Raw genomic sequence first — 17725 nt, forward strand, 5'->3', positions numbered from 1 at the left:
AAAAGTATTGACACCAATGTGTCATGTTGTAGCAATTTTTTAAAAGAAGCAAGATGGACTTCAAGTGTGTCTGATTTTCAATTAAAATATCTTGCAGACAAGGTACACGTGCACAGATGGCCTAAAGATTCCCCTGATTGGGATGAATCAACCATTGTACAACTAGATAAAACAATTAACAAAAATCCTGAAAAAAAACAGATTGTGGTAGGCGAAAGTATAATTCAAATTCAAACAATCAAATTTTACTCAATTAAAAAAGTTGGAGTAACTGTGCCTCTCTTCAAGGATGAATGCACCATGATATTTGAAGCAAAATTTGGAGAATTATTTGCACACGTTCATGTTACTATCAAAAATGAAAATTACTTGGACATTTTTAACCAATTAATTTCTTGGCGAAAAAAGTACTTTCCCTCTAATGAAGATAATCACTAGTTGCCAAGACCATCTTTTTGATGTCTTGCTTTGTGTGAGTGTATGATATGGCGCCTAATTTTCCCGGTAAAAAGAATATTCCATCATGTGCTATCATCTTGAAATGGTAATCGTGAAGTGCTCTAGTATCGCATTTTGCTGCTTGAGCTGCATTGGTGATTTCCACAGTTCCGTTATTCACAAAATGGGTCATAAACAAAGAACCTTTTCCAGTTACTACTCCTTTACCATCAAATGCTTTGGTTAGTTCTTTTCTGGCATAATCTCCTATGGAATTAATTGTTGAATAGATGGACTTGTTGTTTTTCAAAATAGAAAGTGTTGCAAATCCTGCAGTCATCGATGTGGGGTTTGCAGAAAATGTTCCGCCCCCTACATAACTTCGCTCTGATTTTTTCTTTCCCGTGGTATCTGCATATTCCATAATTTCTTTTTTACCACACATTACCCCGATTGCCATTCCGCCCCCTGTGATTTTTCCCAAAGTTACAATGTCTGGATCTAGTTTCATTGTTGGATAGATGCATCCATATCTAAATCTAAATCCTGTGACTATCTCATCTAAAATAAATAATGAATTATTTTTCTTACAAAATTCTTGTATTCCTTTCAAGTAATCTGATTCAGCTGGAATGCATCCGCCACCTCCTAACACTGGTTCTATAATTACGCCAGCTAAATCATTAGAATGTTTTTTCAAAATGAAAAGTGATGCTTCCAAGTCATTGTAAGGAATTGAAACAATTTTTTCCTCATTAACAACACCTGAACTTTCTGATTCAGTAAATGGCCAATTCACTGATTTTAGCAAATCTGAAGTATAACCGTGCCATCCGCCATCAATCTTTGCAATTATTTTTTTTCCAGTAACAGAGCGAGCAAGTCTTACTGCATACATTGTAGCTTCAGTTCCTGACGTGACGTAACGAATTTTCTCAGCTACTGGAACAGCTTTTGAAATTAATTCTGACAGTAAAATTGTCTGCATGTTGACTGTTCCATACATCCAGCTTTTTTCAATCTGTTTTTTCAGAGCATCTTTGACATTTTTTTGTCTATGTCCTAAAATGAGACTCCAGTGACCCATCCAGTAATCTGTATATTTGTTGGAATCAACGTCGACAAGGTTTTTTCCTGTGGATGATTTTACAACAAATGGATATGGTTCATAAAATCTTATGTTGTGACTTACACCATTTACGTGAAGTTTAGCAGATTTTGCAAATAATTTTGCAGACTGCGGTGTTTTCTTTTTGTACTCTCTTGTATAATCCAAAACCAAATTCATCAATTATTACTGTCATTTTAACCCTCAAAAATAGCGTAAAACAGCTCAATTTTGCGTGTGATTCATACTGAAAAAATCTGTAAAAATAAAACATGTAATTTTTTCAATTTTTAGCCCCGATCAGGCACAATTTCACGTATAGTTTATATGGATTCCGTATACTTCACCTTCTGCATACGTAACGCAATAGGCGGCGCTTGTGATGAAGTTTGGCAATATGCCATTTTGTGATTCATGGGCCTCCAGTTACGCATACAAGAATGAGGATTTGATTGAAAGATCAATATCTGAGATGTGAAGATTATGTGCATCCGTCAATTCCAATTAAAGTACAAATGTACTTCAATAATCAAAATACAAAATATAATTCAGAATCCGGTTGATCCTGCCGGACCTGACTGCTATCGGATTGATACTAAGCCATGCGAGTCATTGTAGTAATACAAGGCAGACGGCTCAGTAACGCGTAGTCAACCTACCCTATGGACGAGAATAACCTCGGGAAACTGAGAATAATACTCGATAGAACATTATGCCTGGAATGGTTTATGTTTCAAATGATTTATCGCCGTAGGATGGGACTGCGGCCTATCAGTTTGTTGGTGAGGTAATGGCCCACCAAGACTATTACAGGTACGGGCTCTGAGAGGAGTAGCCCGGAGATGGGTACTGAGACACGGACCCAGGCCCTATGGGGCGCAGCAGGCGAGAAAACTTTGCAATGTGCGAAAGCACGACAAGGTTAATCCGAGTGGTTTCTGCTAAAGGAACCTTTTGTCAGTCCTAGAAACACTGATGAATAAGGGGTGGGCAAGTTCTGGTGTCAGCCGCCGCGGTAAAACCAGCACCTCAAGTGGTCAGGATGATTATTGGGCCTAAAGCATCCGTAGCCGGCTCTGTAAGTTTTCGGTTAAATCTGTACGCTCAACGTACAGGCTGCCGGGAATACTGCAGAGCTAGGGAGTGGGAGAGGTAGACGGTACTCGGTAGGAAGGGGTAAAATCCTTTGATCTATTGATGACCACCTGTGGCGAAGGCGGTCTACCAGAACACGTCCGACGGTGAGGGATGAAAGCTGGGGGAGCAAACCGGATTAGATACCCGGGTAGTCCCAGCTGTAAACTATGCAAACTCAGTGATGCATTGGCTTGTGGCCAATGCAGTGCTGCAGGGAAGCCGTTAAGTTTGCCGCCTGGGAAGTACGTACGCAAGTATGAAACTTAAAGGAATTGGCGGGGGAGCACCACAAGGGGTGAAGCCTGCGGTTCAATTGGAGTCAACGCCAGAAATCTTACCCGGAGAGACAGCAGAATGAAGGTCAAGCTGAAGACTTTACCAGACAAGCTGAGAGGTGGTGCATGGCCGTCGCCAGCTCGTGCCGTGAGATGTCCTGTTAAGTCAGGTAACGAGCGAGATCCCTGCCTCTAGTTGCCACCATTACTCTCAGGAGTAGTGGGGCGAATTAGCGGGACCGCCGCAGTTAATGCGGAGGAAGGAAGGGGCCACGGCAGGTCAGTATGCCCCGAAACTCTGGGGCCACACGCGGGCTGCAATGGTAATGACAATGGGTTCCAAATCCGAAAGGAGGAGGTAATCCCCAAACATTACCACAGTTATGACTGAGGGCTGCAACTCGCCCTCACGAATATGGAATCCCTAGTAACTGCGTGTCATTATCGCGCGGTGAATACGTCCCTGCTCCTTGCACACACCGCCCGTCGTTTCATTGAAGTGAGCTTTTAGCGAGGTGACGTCTGATTGGCGTTATCGAACTCGAGGTTCGTGACAAGGGAAAAGTCGTAACAAGGTGACCGTAGGGGAACCTGCGGTCGGATCACCTCCTTAGACAAGGAAAGTGTACGGATGCACTAATCTTCACATCAAATCATCGATGCAATGCATCACGAAAGTGATGTATGAAGGATGTAGCAGGTCTCTGCCAGGAGCTTGCAATGATCGTCGTGCATAGTCGTGTAATATGTGGCTGAATTTGCCGATGTAAAGACGGCAATAGGTGGATTGCTAGGCTTGAGGAGAGAAGAAGGACGTGGCAAGCTGCGATAAGCTCGGGGTAGGCGCACGCATCCTATGATCCCGAGATGTCCGAATGAGAATCTTACACATTTGTGTATTCCAGTACACTAGTATTGGAAGTCGAACCGTGGGAATTGAAGCATCTTAGTACCACGTGGAAAAGAAATCAATTGAGATTTCCCAAGTAGAGGCGATCGAAAAGGAAATAGCCCAAACTGAATCCTTCGGGAGATGTGGTGTTTTGGTATGATAATATGGAATCTTGGAGCACAGCTGAAATGATCTGAAAAGTTCTGGCATAGAGGGTGATACCCCCTTAAGCGAAGTGTGAATAGTCCTATTCATACCCGAGTAGTTGTCCTTGGTAGTGGGCAATGAATATGGGTGAAAGTAGCATCCGAGGCTAAATATCTCTCAAGACCGATAGTGGACTAGTACCGTGAGGGAAAGCTGAAAAGTACCCCGGAAGGGGGGCGAAAAGTGCATGAAACCTATTGCTTACAGACGTGCGTGGCATGAAAGGTGATTTTTTCAGATTGGAGATTCTAGCAATAGAGTTGAAGATTTGATGTTCAAATCATCAGTGTCACGCGTTCCGTCTCGAAACACGGGCCAAGGAGCTAACCGTTATGGCAAGCTTAAACCTGTAAAGGTGTATGCGAAGGGAAACCGAGTTCTCGCAGCTTCGCAAGAAGTCAGGAGAAGCGTGTGAAAGTGCGTAGAGTCATAGCGGCTAGGCTAGAAGCCAGTCGATCTATTCCTGAGCTAGATGAAGGCGGGCGAAAGCCCGCTGGAGGTCTTAAGACGTTCTGACGTGCAAATCGTTGTTGTGACTTGGGAATAGGGGTCAAAAACCAATCTAGACTGGCGCTCGCTAGTTCCAACCGAAGCGTCTCGCAGGGCGTGCTTTGTGGAGATAGTGTTTCCGGTAGAGCACTGATAGAGAGGCGCGGGGGAGAAATCCCTCACCTCTCATTCAAACTCCGAACGGATACACATCGTAGAAGCAAGGACACGGGTTCATGTGGCGTAAGGCTCATGACCGAAAGGGGTTTAACCCAGACTGAAGTTAAGGTCCCCAAATCTTTGCTAAGTGTCAAGCTAAAGAGCGTATTCTCGCCAAGACAGCAGGGAGGTAAGCTCAGAAGCAGCTATCCTTTAAAAAGTGTGTAACAACTTACCTGCCGAGGGGGGATGCCTCAAAAACGGACGGGGCTAAAGCAAAGTACCGATACTTTAGATAATCATCAGTGGATGATTCGTGGTAGGTTGGCGTAGTGATTGGGTCGAAGCAGGGCGGTGACGTCCTGTGGACCGGTTTCTATTGCAGATCTTGGCGGCAGTAACAGCATAGTATAGTGAGAATCTATACCACCGCAAGCGTAAGGGTTTCCAGGCAATGCGTTATCAGCCTGGAGGTAGTCGATCCTAAGGTTTGCCTCAAAAGAGTAAATCGAATGGGAAACTAGTTAATATTCTAGTACCTTACATGGAGCGTTTGAGCTATATGGTTAGCTTCCGGATAGGGGTTGTACAATCATCGTTGTATCTAACTATTCAAGGATTGGGGAGTGTCGTAATGACGAGAACTAGTCCGAGGTAGGAATGGCTTCGCGTTAGCGAAGTTTTCTCGAGTCCAGGAGACCATGAAAGACTGTGTAGTTAGCAAAATGTAAGTTCGTACCCAGAACCGACACAGGTGCGCTGGCTTAGAAAGCTAAGGTGCTACGGGTATACCGTATGGCGAGGGAATTCGGCAAATTAGTCCTGTAGCTTAGGTATAAGGGATGCCTGCAGTCTTCATGAGGAATGGGGACTGCAGGTTGCAATGACAAGGGGGTTTCGACTGTTTAATAAAAACACAGGCGACTGCTAGTCCGAAAGGATTTGTATAGTCGCTGAATCCTGGCCGGTGCCGGTACCTAAAACTTGGGTTCAACCGAGCTAAGGGCCGGTTAACGCCGGGAGTAACTCTGACTCTCTTAAGGTAGCCAAATGCCTTGTCGGGTAAGTTCCGACGCGCATGAATGGAACAACGAGAGCCCCACTGTCCCCGCCTACAACCCGGTGAAGCCACATAAGGTGGACGAACAGTCCATCAACTTCCATCGGGGAGAGAAGACCCCGTGGAGTTTTACTGCAGCTTGTGCTTGTGGTATAGTAAGAATTGCACAGGGTATCTGGGAGCCATGCTTAACATTCCCCGGGATGTTAAGAAGCAACGATGTAACACCAGACTCTTTTTGCAGTACCACTTATCCAGTGAAGACCGGAGACACGTGCAGGTGGGCAGTTCGGCTGGGGCGGCACCCCTTTGAAAAGATATCAAAGGGGCCCAAAGTTGAGTTCAAACGGGGCAGAAATCCGTTGAAGAGGGCAAAGCCAAAAACTCGACTGAATGGATTTCCAAACGCACGGAATTCATAGACGAAAGTCTGGCTTAGCGATCCTTCGTGTGCCCACTATTGGGGCCCGGAGGTGACAGAAAAATTACCCCAGGGATAACAGGCTCGTCGCGGGCGAGAGCTCCTATCGACCCCGCGGTTTGGTACCTCGATGTCGGCTTTTCCTATCCTGGTCCTGCAGCAGGGGCCAAGGGTGAGGCTGCTCGCCTATTAAAAGGGAACATGAGCTGGGTTTAGACCGTCGTGAGACAGGTCGGTCTCTGCCTGATGGAAGCGCGAATAACTGAGGGGAAGTTGCTCCGAGTACGAGAGGAACAGAGCAGCGTGGCCACTGGTTTACCGGTTGTCTGATAAGGCAGGCCGGGCAGCTAAGCCATTTAGGCTAAGTGCTGAAAGCATCTAAGCACGAATCCTATCCCGAGACAAGTTATTCTTTCGTAAGATGAAGGTCGGCAGCAGAATACTGCGTTGATAGGAAGGTGGTGTGGATCACAAGCTTCGGCGAGTGGTGAGCCAGCCTTTACTAATAGACCAACACATCGGTTCAGCCACTTACATAGAGACTATGCGCGATGAATCATTTCATTCATCAAGTGGAAAAATATACACGACTTGTACGATGATTTTATTTTTAATCATTCTTTAGCTAATGCTATAGATTTTTTTTATGATTCTAAATCTCCTAGTGGATACTATACACGACAAAAAATTATTTCCTGGCAACCTCAATTTTAATTCAGATTCTAAAATTCCTTATTTGTTATGGGTGATTACATTTTGAATAAATTTTATTCCTAAAAAATTGAAAATAAAATTTACAAATAATGCTTTGTTGGAAAGATACTGGGATTGATTGATTCTTCAGTTTCTATTATTTCAAATATTTTTTACAATTCCTTTCTGAGTTGATTTTTTCTCCTCCTTTCACACCATACAAGTATGTTAAAAATAACTCATCGATGTTAAATGGAATTTTTTCAATAACTGCATGTTACTTCTTTTTTGATATAATTTGTTTTTCTATAGTTTTAATGCAATCATGACAAATTACAAGTTTGTCTGATAAATTCCGTATAATGTCATTGTCTTGAAATTCCGAATCATATGTGGAATCAATGACTCTTTTGTTTGTTCATGCCTGATAACCTTCTTTCTTTTTACCACAAACAAAACAATTCACAAATCTTTTACAAAAAGAATAAACTTGAGGATTTGCTAAAGTTTTGGCAAATTTCCTGATTTATCTAAATTTGATTTACAAACTTTGCAATACAATCTAACTTCGGTTGATGGAAATTCAACTCCACAATTTTTACAAATGTAAAATTTTCGCTCACTCATAAATTTCTAACAAAATGAATGAACTTAAGCTTATGGATAGTTTCAAAAAATATCTCTTGATTGTAATTTTTATCTTCTCTAATACCTCGTTTGTAGAATAGTTTCCTAACCTGAGGTGCTTCATGCTAATTCAATGTCTGTTTTTGCTATAATGTTTTTAAAAAGAATTGGACATTGGGCATGCTTATAACTACTATTTACTCTGTTATCGAAAATAACACACAAGCGCTTGTATTATATCAAATGATAAATCTGAATAGATATGGGTCTTACATCATCATTAAAAAAATTAAATTTGAATTTGTCTGATTTGGAAGCCATTCTTGCAGATCATTCTATTACTACAGTTACTGACAATGAAGGAATTATTGTGTATGCAAATAAAAAATTCTGTGAAATATCAAAATATTCTGAAGAAGAATTGTTGGGGCAAAACCACCGGTTATTGAAATCTGGTGAACACTCCGACCAATTTTACAATAAATTGTGGACTACGATATCTGGTGGGAGAAACTGGGATGGTGAAATAAAGAATCGTGCGAAAGATGGCTCATTTTATTGGGTTAAAACTACAATTATCCCAGTTATGGATTCTCAAAAAAATATAAAATACTATGTTGCGATCAGAACCGATATTACTAGAGAAAAACAAATGCAAGAAAAACTCTTGCATGCTGAAAAACAACTAGATCAACAAAATCTTTCACTTGCAGCTAAAGTTGCAATGAAAAGTTCTGACATCGTAAAGAATGAGCGACTAGCAACAATAGGAACTATGGCAAGCAGGATTGCACACGACCTGAAAAACCCATTGACAATATTGCATACATATGCTGATATGTTAACACCTGAGATTCTCTCAAAGCTGGATTCTAAAGATAAAGAAAAATGGTTTAGATTACAAAACTCTATCTTTGATATGCACAGAATAATAGATGATGTTTTAGATTTTGCCAGAACCAGTGAAATAAACAAGAAAAAAGTTTCATTTTTGAGTATTCTTAGATTGTCTATGAATCATGTACGTTCCTCTTATGGTATCATAATCAAATTGCCTGAGAATGATGTGACTTTGAATTGCGATCGTAGAAAGATTGAAGGCGTAATGTCTAATTTGATCAATAATGCGGTTCATGCATTAGACGGCCAGGGCGAAATTGATATTTCATTATCTTTGGATTCTGAATTTGTTACTATCAAAGTAAAAGATTCGGGTCCTGGAATTCCTGATGAAAACATGGAAAAAATCTTTGAACCAATGTTTACAACAAAAAATACTGGCACTGGCCTAGGATTAGTAATTTGTAAAAGTATAGTTGAACAACATGGTGGAAACATATCTGTTAGTAATAATCCTACAACTTTCACCATAAAATTGCCTCTTTAGAGAATTACTCTTCTAATTCTATGTCGTTTTGAAGTTCTTTTGGCAATCCTGTCCACCATTCTTTATGATTATCAGACATCAAGCAAAATATTTCAAAACTTGCTAATAGATCTGTTGGTTAAATCTTCAAAGTAATTATTCAAGAAAATCTGACAAAATCTAATCTTTCAAATATTTGATATCTGAAACATCATCCACATCTTTGATTTTTACAACTAATGTATCCCCTAGTTTATTGAAAATTCTTTGACGTTTTTCATTGGTCAAAAACCATCCCAAAACTACGTCTATTGGAAGCAAAAATGATTTACCAAAACTACTGATCAATATGCCTTTCAAACTTGGCCTTTCTCCAATAATATTGACTGTTTTTAAATTCATGATTTTTTTCCCAACTGTTTGACCTATTTTGTATTCTAACACAGTCCAATACACAAAAAACAAGATACTGGTTGGGATGTATTGTATATTTTCCATCCAAAATGAATTTTCTTCAAACTCATAATCTAATGAACCAAATGAAACAAAAATTAAAACTGTTGAAATACTTGAAACAATGATAAAATCAATTAACCAAGCAAAAAATCTGTCTGTCCATTTTGCAATAATTATCTTTGATCCTTCTGCATTTGATTCATCCATACTTTCAATATTCAACTCAAATTAATAAAATGTGTTAATCATTAGCTAATATCTATTCCAACATAGATGATTTATTCTGTATTGTTAATGGATATCCATGAAAGCAAAATTTGCTACATCGTGTAGCTCCTGCGGAGATAAAATTCAACCGGGAAAAGAGATCTCAAAAAACAAAGACGACATTTGGGTTCATAAACACTGTGCTGAGGATTCAGAAGGATTACCCTAGAAATTAATACTCCTCAATTTTAAATAAATCTGAAATTATTTTTGATATCGATTAATCCTTTTCATGCATTACTCTGGACATTTCGAAGAAATGAAAAAGATGTTGTAAATCTTTACAATACTCTTTCACCAGTTATGCAGCTTGCAACAGGTGGTTCTATGCTTAATTTTGGTTATTGGTCATCATGTAATGTAGATCCTATCTCAGCTCAAAATAACCTGTGTTTGATTTTTGGAGATTTAGCTGAATTGTCTTCTGCAAAACATGTAGTAGATGTTGGAAGCGGTTTGTCTGCTCCATCAAAATTATGGGGAGATGTTTTTCCAAATTTGGAGTTGTATGATGTAAACATTAATTTCAACCAACTAATTTCTTCTGGAACACAAAAAAACATCGATCTCTTAAACGCTACTTCTACAAAATTGCCATTTGCTAATAACTCCATTGATCGTGTGCTGGCATTGGAATCTGCACAACACTTCCGTCCTTTATCTGATTTTATCTGTGAATCAAAAAGAATATTGCGCACATCTGGATTACTTGTAATTGCAATTCCTATCACAACTGGAAATTCATCATTTGGAAAATTGGGAGTTTTGAAATTTACTTGGTCCTCTGAACACTATAGTTTGGATTACTTGAAAAATCTACTTAGAGACGCTGGATTTTCGATTTCTGATGAAAAATACATTGGTTCCGATGTTTATCCTCCTTTGACGAATTATTATCTGGAAAATAGAGAACGATTGAAAAAATTGATTTTAGAAAATTACCCCAAATATGTGGAACAAATTCTTTTCAAATCTCTTTTAAAAATGAAACAAGCATCTGAAGATAAAATAATTGATTATGTTTTATTAAAATGTCATCTGTGATTATACTTTGATGATGTTTCGAGAAATTAGATTTTCAATAGCTCGTAAATACTCTTCTTCTGGAATCCTTTTATCTAGTAGCCACGCTGTTGTTTTTTTCAACCAATCTGGAATTTTTATCTGATGTTCCTCTACGTTATATTTGGAATCAAAAAAGTTAGTATCAGTGATTTTTGTTTTCTCCCCTACTGATAACACAGTTGTTTCATGATGTTCATACAGAAATACCAACCCCGTATTTTTGTCAATCACTTTGGTATTCTGACCAGTTGTATCAGTTGCATACCATGATTGTTTCATCTGATTTTCAAAAATATGGGTGGTCTCACTCACAATTTTTAAATTATTTGAAATCTTGTCTCCTAAACTAATCTGAGTTGGGATGACAAATTCATAATATTTGCAACATTCATCATTTTTGATAAGCCCATTTTTCTCTAATGTGATTTCTTCTTTTATTTTTCCTTCATCCGAAGTTTTTTCTACAGTTAGTGTGATTTCCTCATTGATAATTGATTTCACTGTGTGTTTAATTGTTGAGATGTTTCCAAACTTATCAAAATGGGAATACTTGATAAAATCTCCTTCTTTCATACATATCTCGTCACCGTCACAATTTTTTTCAATAAAATCTAATTTTAAAATTCCTGCTTCTAACATTGTTCTAACAACGTATGCAAAACCAACATCTTGATTTTCTCCATTGACCCATAACCTTGCCTCTCTTTTTGCCCAATCAGGAATTATGTCTGAAATAACTATGTGTCTATCTTTAATGTAACTTGAATCTCCAAGATATTTTTCAATTTCAGCAATTAATACAACATTTCTTGCCTCGTGAGTACTATTCCATGCCACATGATTGTATAAAATTGCACATGCTCTCAGATTTGGAAACTGTGGGTGCTGTAATGTTAAATCGTAAATGCCAAGTAATTGATATTCTTCATAAAAAAACTCACAAAATTTTAGGATATCCTTTGTGGTGGTTATCTCAAAATCAGGTGTGTGAGCAAAAGCACTTTGAGCATTAAAACTAAAAATTATACAAATTCCTAAAATTCCCCAAATTACTGTTTTCAATAACGAACTATCTCTTACTTTTGCTTATTAATTTCGTGTAACAAATTCTTAAACATGAAGACCAATTTGGAATTTTGCTGTGGTCTGGTTTATGTTTCTTGGAATTGACTAGGTTTTTATTTTTGATGTCATAACTAATATTACAATGTTAAAACCTGATGTTGCTTTGAAATTATATGGTGAAAAGTGTGATGAATTGCTTCGTGAAGAGGAGATTCGATTTGCAGGCATTGTTGATAAAGATGGTCAACTAATAGCTGGTGGATTTAAGGAAGGACTTGTTCCTCATGAAGGTGATGAGACAAGATTGCAGTCTTTTCTGGAGTTCGTTTCAAAAGCATCTATTCGTAAAGAATATGATGAAAGTTTGGGACCAATTAATTATCTTGCGGCAAGACGTGACAAGGCAGTTTTGGTAAGCTTTCCATTCCCGATCACACAAATTCTTTTGTTGATTTCAGCTGAACCCACTACTAATATTGAAACTTTGGCAAAAAAAGTCGTTGAAATATTCACCGACGTTACTTAAAACTACCATCTATATCTGTAGAATTGTTTAATTATATCTGATCGAATTATCATTCAAATATGAAATATCTTTTTATGTTATTTTCACTACTGTTGCTTGCACCACTAAGTTTGACTTCCGCCCATGCAACTGTGAATAATTTCACTACTGATAAAACACTGTATCATCTGGGCGACTCTATGAAAATCTCTGGAAATGTTGATGTTGATCCTGCAATTCCAACAATTATAGTCCAAATTATCACTCCCAGCGGAAATGGCTTGGCTCATATTGACAGTATCATCCCAAAAGCTGATGGCACATTCACAAAAACTATTCACACGGGTGGTCCGACTTGGAACGAAAATGGGAAATATGTCATAAAAATCTCCTATGGTGGAAATCTTGAAAAATCGATTGATTATGAAAACACCTCAAGCAGTTCTCAATCAACCGTGTCTCAATCGAATCCTTCTCTTCCTTCACCTGAACAAAAACTCGATATTCCCTCTGATGATGTATCTGATGTTTCCTTTACAGAAAACCCCAAAATGAGAATTTTTGGATTTCCTGCTTTTGATAAATCTCCGCAATACTATATTGACAGGTATAACACTGAACCTCAATATCGCTCTTGGTTTGATTCCCAATTTCCATTTTACGAAATTGATGCCGTTGTAGGTTACAGCCCTACTCATATTGAAAATTTTCCCTCCTATGATGCATCTCCGCAATACTATATTGACAGGTATAACACTGAACCTCAATATCGCTCTTGGTTTGATTCCCAATTTCCTGAAAAAACAATTTATGATGTCTTGGGATTTTCTACACATATCCCAGACTGGATTAAGACATATGCTAAAAATTGGGCTACTGGCGAAATATCTGATTCAGAATTCATGACTGGATTAGATTTTATGTTACAAAATAAAATAATTGTAATTCCAAACATCGATTATGCCCATTCTACATTTGACAATGTACCTTCGTGGTTTAGAAATATTTCTCATTGGTGGGCAAATGATTTAATCTCTCAACAAGAGTTTATCAATTCAATCAAATTCCTTATTCAAAATGATATCATCTTACTTGAATAGTTTAGAATGGTTTTAATCCTGTGATGATTAAAAAATAATATGAAAGCAACATTTGGTGCTGGATGTTTTTGGCATGTTGAAGATTTGTTTAATAAAACTAAAGGGATCAAATCTACACATGTGGGGTATATTGGTGGTCAACTACCTAATCCAACTTATGAGGAAGTATGTACTGATCAAACAGGACATGCAGAAGCTGTTGAAGTAGAATTTGACCCAGATGAAATATCTTATGAAGAACTTTTAGATGTGTTTTGGAATAATCATAATCCTACTACTTTGAATCGTCAGGGACCTGATGTTGGACATCAATATCGTTCAGCAATTTTTGTTCATAATGAAGAACAAAAAAAAATTGCAGAAAAATCAAAACAAGATCTTGAAAAGTCAGGTAGGTTTGAAAACCCTGTTGTAACTGAAATTGTTCCGGCTCCCACATTTTACAAAGCTGAAGAATACCATCAAAAATATTTCAAAAAACACGGATTTTCTTAAAACTATTTTACTATCACAACTGGAATCTTGGACGTATGAATCACATAGTTTGATGTACTTCCAAAAAACATTTCTTTAGTTGAACTTCTTCCACGTGATCCAATGACTATTATGTCAAATTTCTCTTTCCCGTGCGCCAATTTTATGATGTTGTATCCTGTTTCTCCTCTCATTATTTTTTCTTTGAATACAATTCCGTTTTGTGCTGCTAAAACTTTGGCATCTTCCATGATTTTTTTCACTTCCCTATTTAGAGCCTTTTCGACTGAGCCTATTCCTCTGAATTCCGAATGAGGTGGCGCATAAATAGAATAAACTCCAGTAATAATCGCACCACTTTGTCTGGCCAAAGTAATCGCCATCTCCAATCCTCTAATTGAGTTTTTTGAACCGTCTAACGGCACTAAAATTTTTGAAATTTTCTTTTGTATCACATAGAATCAAATATTTTTGAACTTAAAAAAGCTAATCCATATCGTTTATTTCAAATTTAAATCCTAAAAAGCGCATGATCGCAATTTTCATTAAATTTATCTAGTGATTTTGATGAGCAACGGCAGTGGAAGAAAAATTTCTTCAAATTGATGAAAATAAGATTCGGTATCTGGAATCTGGAGATTCTCAAAAAACTCTTGTTCTTGTTCATGGTTTGGGAGCATCTGCTGAACGATGGAATAAAGTAATCCCAATTTTTGCAAAAAACTATCGTGTATTGGTTCCTGATCTAATTGGATTTGGTTACAGTGATAAGCCTTTAGTAGATTATACTCCTGATTTCTTTTCAGATTTTTTAAAAAAATTTTTTAATGCAACGCACATTGATCGCGCAAGTGTGGTGGGTTCTTCATTAGGAGGACAAATATCTGCAGAATTTACAATATCCAATCCTCATAATGTTGAGAAGCTAGTCCTTACATCTCCATCGGGAGTCATGGAGCATTCTACCCCCGCACTTGATGCATACATAATGGCTGCATTATATCCAAATGAAATAAACGCAAAAAAAGCATTTGAACTAATGGAAGGATCTGGAGAAGAGGTTCCTGAAGATGTTGTTCATGATTTTGTAGAACGAATGAAATTACCTAATGCAAAACTAGCTTTCATGTCTACTATTTTGGGATTGAAAAATTCCAAATTACCTGCTTCGAAACTTGAATCTATAACTAACCCGACTTTACTTATTTGGGGAGTTGATGATCCAGTTATTCCAATTGAAAATTCTGATGCTTTTGTTTCTAAAATTCAAGGATGCCGTCTTTTTAAAATCGATAAATGCGGTCACACTCCATACGTGCAAAAACCTAATATTTTTTCTAGCAAAGTTTTAGAATTCCTTGATGATCCTTAGATCATTTAAATATAAGTTGTTTCCAATAATTACCTATGAATGGTAATCAAAACCTATACGATCCTAGTGAGATGTTCAAATCTTGGATCCAAAAAAGTGGACGTGCTCAAGCAGAATTCATAAAAAATTTTGGTGCATTGATGACAAATCAACCTGGTCAAACATTCAATCCATTGGAAACTCTAAAGGGAGTTTCTGAAAGTACTAGAAAAGCTCAATCTGACATTATGGAAAATGTGGCCTCAATGCAAAACAAAAGCATGGATACCATGTTTAACATTGGACAAATGCTTCCATCCTTTATGAATTGGGGTGCATACAAAACCACCCTTAGTAGTAATGGACGAATTTCAATTCCTGAAGCTGAACGCAATGCACTTGGATTGAGTGACGGTGACTTGGTTCAAGTTATCATCCTACCAATTGCAAAAAAATCAAAAAATAAGGAGGTGAAACAATGAGTAAAAACGAAACAACCGGAAATTCAAAAGATCTATTTTCTGCATATCAAGAAAATATAGATAAAATCTTCAATGGTATCAAACAATCAGTACCACAGTATCATCAATCAATTACTAACGTACAACAGGAATACCTACAAGCATATGAAAACATAGTAGATTCAACCATCACACTACAAAAAGAATATGTAAAGAAAGCAGGTATTGCAGCAAACATTCCTGAAACAACACTAAAAGTGATTCATGATACCACTGAAGAATTTGTAAAGGCAACTTCTATACAGAATCAAGTAGCACTTGCAACTATCGATGCAACACAACAAAACATCAAAACATTCAACGATAACGCAAAGTCTTTTGCTGATCTGAACAGAAATATTCTACAATCATGGATTTCTGTATTCACTACAAAGAATAACTAGAAAGAATTTTTTTTCTTCTTTTTCCTTTTTATGATCTTTCAGCTAACCATTGTCCAAGCTCTGGTAATACCTTCTTTTGTGACAATGAACTGGCAATCATTCCTACATGACCTGTTGGATACATTCTAAGTGTTTTATCTTCACTTCCAATAGCATAATGCAAAGGCATGCTGCATTCAGGTGATACTAGATGATCTCCTACTGCAACTTGTGTAAATACAGGCATATTGATTTTTTTTAAATCAATTCTTTGTCCCTGTATGTACATCTTGTTTTGAATCAACAGGTTGTCTTGATAGATGTCTTTAATCCACTGTTTGAATAATTCTCCTGGAATTGGCGGTGTATCTCCTAACCATTTTTCAACCCTTAGAAAATTGTCTACAAATTGCTTGTTATCTATATTTTTAAAAAATTTGACATATTTTTCTATTCCCTGTTCAAATGGTTTAAGAACTGAAAAACAATAATACATGAATTCTGGAGGCATGTTCCCAATAATTTCAACCATTTTATCTACATCCATATGCTTTGCAAGATTACTGATTACGGTGGTATCTCGCCATCCGTCAATTACCGGTGCAGTAGCAATGTAGTTTCTTACACTCTCTGGATGCAATGATGTGTATGCCGTAGCAATTGTTGCTCCAGTACAATATCCTTGCAATGAAATTTTTTCATTTGATGACTCATTTTTGATATATTCTACATAGGAATCCAAGTATCCGTTCACATAATCATCAAAATCAAGATACTTGTCCATACTAGTTGGTGTTCCCCAATCTAACATGTATACGTCAAATCCTTGCTGAAGTAAATTTCTCACCCAACTTTTTTCTGGTTGAATATCTAGTATGTGATATCTGTTAATCAATGCATATGAAATCAATAATGGTGTTTTATGTTGTACATCCGTAATTGATCTATAATGAATCAATCTTGTTTTGTCCATCTCTTGTACAATATCGTGAGGAGTGACTTCTAAAACAATCTCGTCTGGGGCCGATACTAATTTTGGTGCATTTATCACATTCTTACTGAATTTTAAAATCTCTTCAATAATTTTTGGATCAATCTTTGACTCACTTTGCATTTTTCTTCATCTCTCTTTTCTTTAATTCTAATTCTAATCTTCCAACTCTCTTTTTTAATGAATGAATTTCTTTGTATACCTCGTCTATTTCTTCCTTACTTGGCAGATTGACTGATTGTAAAATTACATTTGATATGTTATTCCAATGCTTGGTTAATTCAAGTTCTTTTGATACGAGTTTACCGTAATTCTCTCCAAACTTTGCAGAATCAAATAATTCTGTAAAATCATTATCAAATATATCAATCCATATTCTTTTGAATGCTTCTATTTGTTCAATATCTTGAGGAACTTCTGGGGCTTTTAGATTTACTTTTTTTTGAGCAACTCCCCAAGCTTCTGATAACTGCTTATAGTATTCTGTAAGATATTTGTTAAATTCCATTAAATCTTCATTGATTTCGATTAACTCCGTTGAAATTTTCTTAGAGTTTGAAGCGAATGCTCGCATTGGACCAATTGATGTTAGAGCTTGAGGTTTACTTGCCATTAAGTGCATTATGTCTGTCCAGAATAATGAAAGGTGCTTGAATTGATCTGACATTTCTTTACTTATTTCCGCTTTGTCCTTAG

The 17725-nt window shown here is 37.4% G+C and carries 17 protein-coding genes and 2 rRNA genes; 12 read left to right on the forward strand and 7 right to left on the reverse strand.

Annotation, left to right across the window (positions count from 1 at the left end; translation table 11 throughout):
* Positions 1–66 precede the first annotated feature (66 nt).
* Positions 67–438, forward strand: a complete 372-nt coding sequence (locus OO712_RS04375; RefSeq protein ID WP_200829088.1) for a hypothetical protein — start codon at positions 67–69, stop codon at positions 436–438.
* Here the strand turns inward: OO712_RS04375 and OO712_RS04380 are convergent.
* Entirely contained in the window at positions 419–1726 is a 1308-nt protein-coding gene (locus OO712_RS04380; protein ID WP_200829087.1) for an aspartate aminotransferase family protein, read from the reverse strand. The genes OO712_RS04375 and OO712_RS04380 overlap by 20 nt on opposite strands.
* A gap of 372 nt (positions 1727–2098) precedes the next feature.
* On the opposite strand from OO712_RS04380, the gene OO712_RS04385 reads away from it, so the two are divergent.
* A 16S ribosomal RNA gene (locus OO712_RS04385) occupies positions 2099–3569 on the forward strand.
* 146 nt (positions 3570–3715) lie between these two features.
* Positions 3716–6712: ribosomal RNA gene (locus OO712_RS04390) — 23S ribosomal RNA — on the forward strand.
* The 16S and 23S rRNA genes sit together here, the layout of an rRNA operon.
* A gap of 668 nt (positions 6713–7380) precedes the next feature.
* Here OO712_RS04390 and OO712_RS04395 read toward each other — a convergent pair.
* Positions 7381–7506: a hypothetical protein gene (locus OO712_RS04395; protein ID WP_263970078.1), complete on the reverse strand. Its 126-nt coding sequence runs from the start codon at positions 7504–7506 to the stop codon at positions 7381–7383.
* 262 nt (positions 7507–7768) lie between these two features.
* On the opposite strand from OO712_RS04395, the gene OO712_RS04400 reads away from it, so the two are divergent.
* Positions 7769–8893, forward strand: a complete 1125-nt coding sequence (locus OO712_RS04400) for a two-component system sensor histidine kinase NtrB (protein WP_160049223.1) — start codon at positions 7769–7771, stop codon at positions 8891–8893.
* Positions 8894–9052: 159 nt separating this feature from the next.
* Here the strand turns inward: OO712_RS04400 and OO712_RS04405 are convergent, their stop codons facing one another.
* Positions 9053–9535 carry an RDD family protein gene (locus tag OO712_RS04405; RefSeq protein ID WP_109877221.1) on the reverse strand — a complete coding sequence of 161 codons (483 nt, stop codon included), beginning with the start codon at positions 9533–9535 and terminating at the stop codon, positions 9053–9055.
* 97 nt (positions 9536–9632) lie between these two features.
* Here OO712_RS04405 and OO712_RS04410 point away from each other — a divergent pair, with 97 nt between their 5' ends.
* On the forward strand, positions 9633–9764 hold the full coding sequence (locus OO712_RS04410; protein WP_263970077.1) for a hypothetical protein: 132 nt from the start codon (positions 9633–9635) through the stop codon (positions 9762–9764).
* Between the two features lie 41 nt (positions 9765–9805).
* Positions 9806–10639, forward strand: a complete 834-nt coding sequence (locus OO712_RS04415; RefSeq protein WP_225866899.1) for a class I SAM-dependent methyltransferase — start codon at positions 9806–9808, stop codon at positions 10637–10639.
* Here OO712_RS04415 and OO712_RS04420 read toward each other — a convergent pair whose 3' ends face one another.
* On the reverse strand, positions 10640–11722 hold the full coding sequence (locus tag OO712_RS04420; protein ID WP_200829086.1) for a hypothetical protein: 1083 nt from the start codon (positions 11720–11722) through the stop codon (positions 10640–10642).
* Between the two features lie 145 nt (positions 11723–11867).
* Between OO712_RS04420 and OO712_RS04425 the strand changes: the two genes are divergently transcribed.
* The 3 genes from OO712_RS04425 to msrA all read left to right on the forward strand — a co-directional run bounded on the left by OO712_RS04425 (position 11868) and on the right by msrA (position 13825).
* A complete protein-coding gene (locus OO712_RS04425) occupies positions 11868–12251 on the forward strand; it encodes a DUF6659 family protein (protein WP_109877220.1) in 384 nt (127 codons plus the stop codon).
* Positions 12252–12325: 74 nt separating this feature from the next.
* Positions 12326–13330 carry a hypothetical protein gene (locus tag OO712_RS04430; protein ID WP_225866898.1) on the forward strand — a complete coding sequence of 335 codons (1005 nt, stop codon included), beginning with the start codon at positions 12326–12328 and terminating at the stop codon, positions 13328–13330.
* Positions 13331–13369: 39 nt separating this feature from the next.
* Entirely contained in the window at positions 13370–13825 is a 456-nt protein-coding gene (gene msrA / locus OO712_RS04435; protein ID WP_109877218.1) for a peptide-methionine (S)-S-oxide reductase MsrA, read from the forward strand.
* A gap of 2 nt (positions 13826–13827) precedes the next feature.
* Here the strand turns inward: msrA and OO712_RS04440 are convergent, their stop codons facing one another.
* Entirely contained in the window at positions 13828–14259 is a 432-nt protein-coding gene (locus tag OO712_RS04440; RefSeq protein ID WP_109877217.1) for a universal stress protein, read from the reverse strand.
* A 125-nt stretch (positions 14260–14384) separates the two neighbouring features.
* Here OO712_RS04440 and OO712_RS04445 point away from each other — a divergent pair, with 125 nt between their 5' ends.
* The 3 genes from OO712_RS04445 to OO712_RS04455 are packed head-to-tail and all read left to right on the forward strand — an operon-like array spanning position 14385 to position 16059.
* Entirely contained in the window at positions 14385–15176 is a 792-nt protein-coding gene (locus OO712_RS04445; protein WP_109877216.1) for an alpha/beta fold hydrolase, read from the forward strand.
* Between the two features lie 35 nt (positions 15177–15211).
* Positions 15212–15637 carry an AbrB/MazE/SpoVT family DNA-binding domain-containing protein gene (locus OO712_RS04450; RefSeq protein ID WP_109877215.1) on the forward strand — a complete coding sequence of 142 codons (426 nt, stop codon included), beginning with the start codon at positions 15212–15214 and terminating at the stop codon, positions 15635–15637.
* Positions 15634–16059 (forward strand): hypothetical protein, encoded by a 426-nt coding sequence (locus OO712_RS04455; RefSeq protein ID WP_109877214.1) that lies wholly within the window; start codon positions 15634–15636, stop codon positions 16057–16059. The genes OO712_RS04450 and OO712_RS04455 overlap by 4 nt, the downstream gene beginning before the upstream one ends.
* 28 nt (positions 16060–16087) lie before the next feature.
* Here OO712_RS04455 and phaC read toward each other — a convergent pair whose 3' ends face one another.
* Positions 16088–17152, reverse strand: coding sequence for a class III poly(R)-hydroxyalkanoic acid synthase subunit PhaC (phaC, locus tag OO712_RS04460; RefSeq protein ID WP_109877213.1), 1065 nt, complete (start codon positions 17150–17152; stop codon positions 16088–16090).
* Positions 17142–17642: a poly(R)-hydroxyalkanoic acid synthase subunit PhaE gene (locus tag OO712_RS04465; RefSeq protein WP_370684793.1), complete on the reverse strand. Its 501-nt coding sequence runs from the start codon at positions 17640–17642 to the stop codon at positions 17142–17144. Before OO712_RS04465 ends, phaC begins: the two co-directional genes overlap by 11 nt.
* Between the last annotated feature and the right edge of the window lie 83 nt (positions 17643–17725).

The sequence above is a fragment of the Nitrosopumilus zosterae genome, from assembly GCF_025998175.1.
Taxonomy (GTDB): domain Archaea; phylum Thermoproteota; class Nitrososphaeria; order Nitrososphaerales; family Nitrosopumilaceae; genus Nitrosopumilus; species Nitrosopumilus zosterae.